The 680-nt window shown below is 73.5% G+C and carries 1 pseudogene; it reads left to right on the top strand.

Annotation, left to right across the window (positions count from 1 at the left end):
* Positions 1-680: pseudogene (locus ACQI46_RS25600) on the top strand (hypothetical protein); the annotation flags it as partial.

The raw sequence follows: 680 nt of genomic DNA, 5'->3' as shown, positions 1-680 counted from the left end.
CGGCCCCCACTCCCAACACCACCGTCTACCTCATCACCGAGGCCACCACCCTCGACCACGCCCACACCGCCGCGGCCGAGGCAGCCAAAAAGGACAAGCCCGACGAACCGGCCCACGGCAACAGCGACAGCGAGGGCGAGGGCGAGCCGGTCGAGCCGGCCGACGGCGACGCCGAGAACGACCCGGTCGAGCCGGCCGACGGCGACGGCGACGGCGAGGGCGACCCGGGCGAACCGGCCGACGGCGACGGCGAGGGCGACCCGGTCGCCCCGTCTGCGCAGCTGCGCCCGGGACCGGTCGGTGAGCAAGCATCGGACGTCGAGCAAGCCCAAGCCGAAACGGGTGAGCTCGACGACGGCAAGGGCCAGACCGGCGTCCCCGACGACCATGCCACCAAGGCGGGTAACGGCGCGTCGACGGCGGAGGTGCGTCCCGAGCCCGCCGGCGAGCCGGCCGTCGAGCCCAAGCCGGTGCCCAAAGCCGCCCTGCTCTTCGGTGCCGGGCTGATCCCGGCCGCCGGGCTACACCCGCTGCTGGGCAACGCCCGCATCCGCGAAATCATCCACCCCGGCAACAGCCCCGCCGAACCGCGCTACATCCCCTCCCGAACCCTGGCCGAGTTCATCCGCTGCCGCGACCTGACCTGTCGCTTCCCGCACTGCGACATCCCGGCCACCACA

Origin of the sequence: Mycobacterium sp. SMC-4 (assembly GCF_050205565.1) — a bacterium.
Lineage (GTDB): Bacteria > Actinomycetota > Actinomycetes > Mycobacteriales > Mycobacteriaceae > Mycobacterium.
Note: the sequence above shows the minus strand (reverse complement) of the source record. Positions and strands in the feature narration are given on the sequence as shown.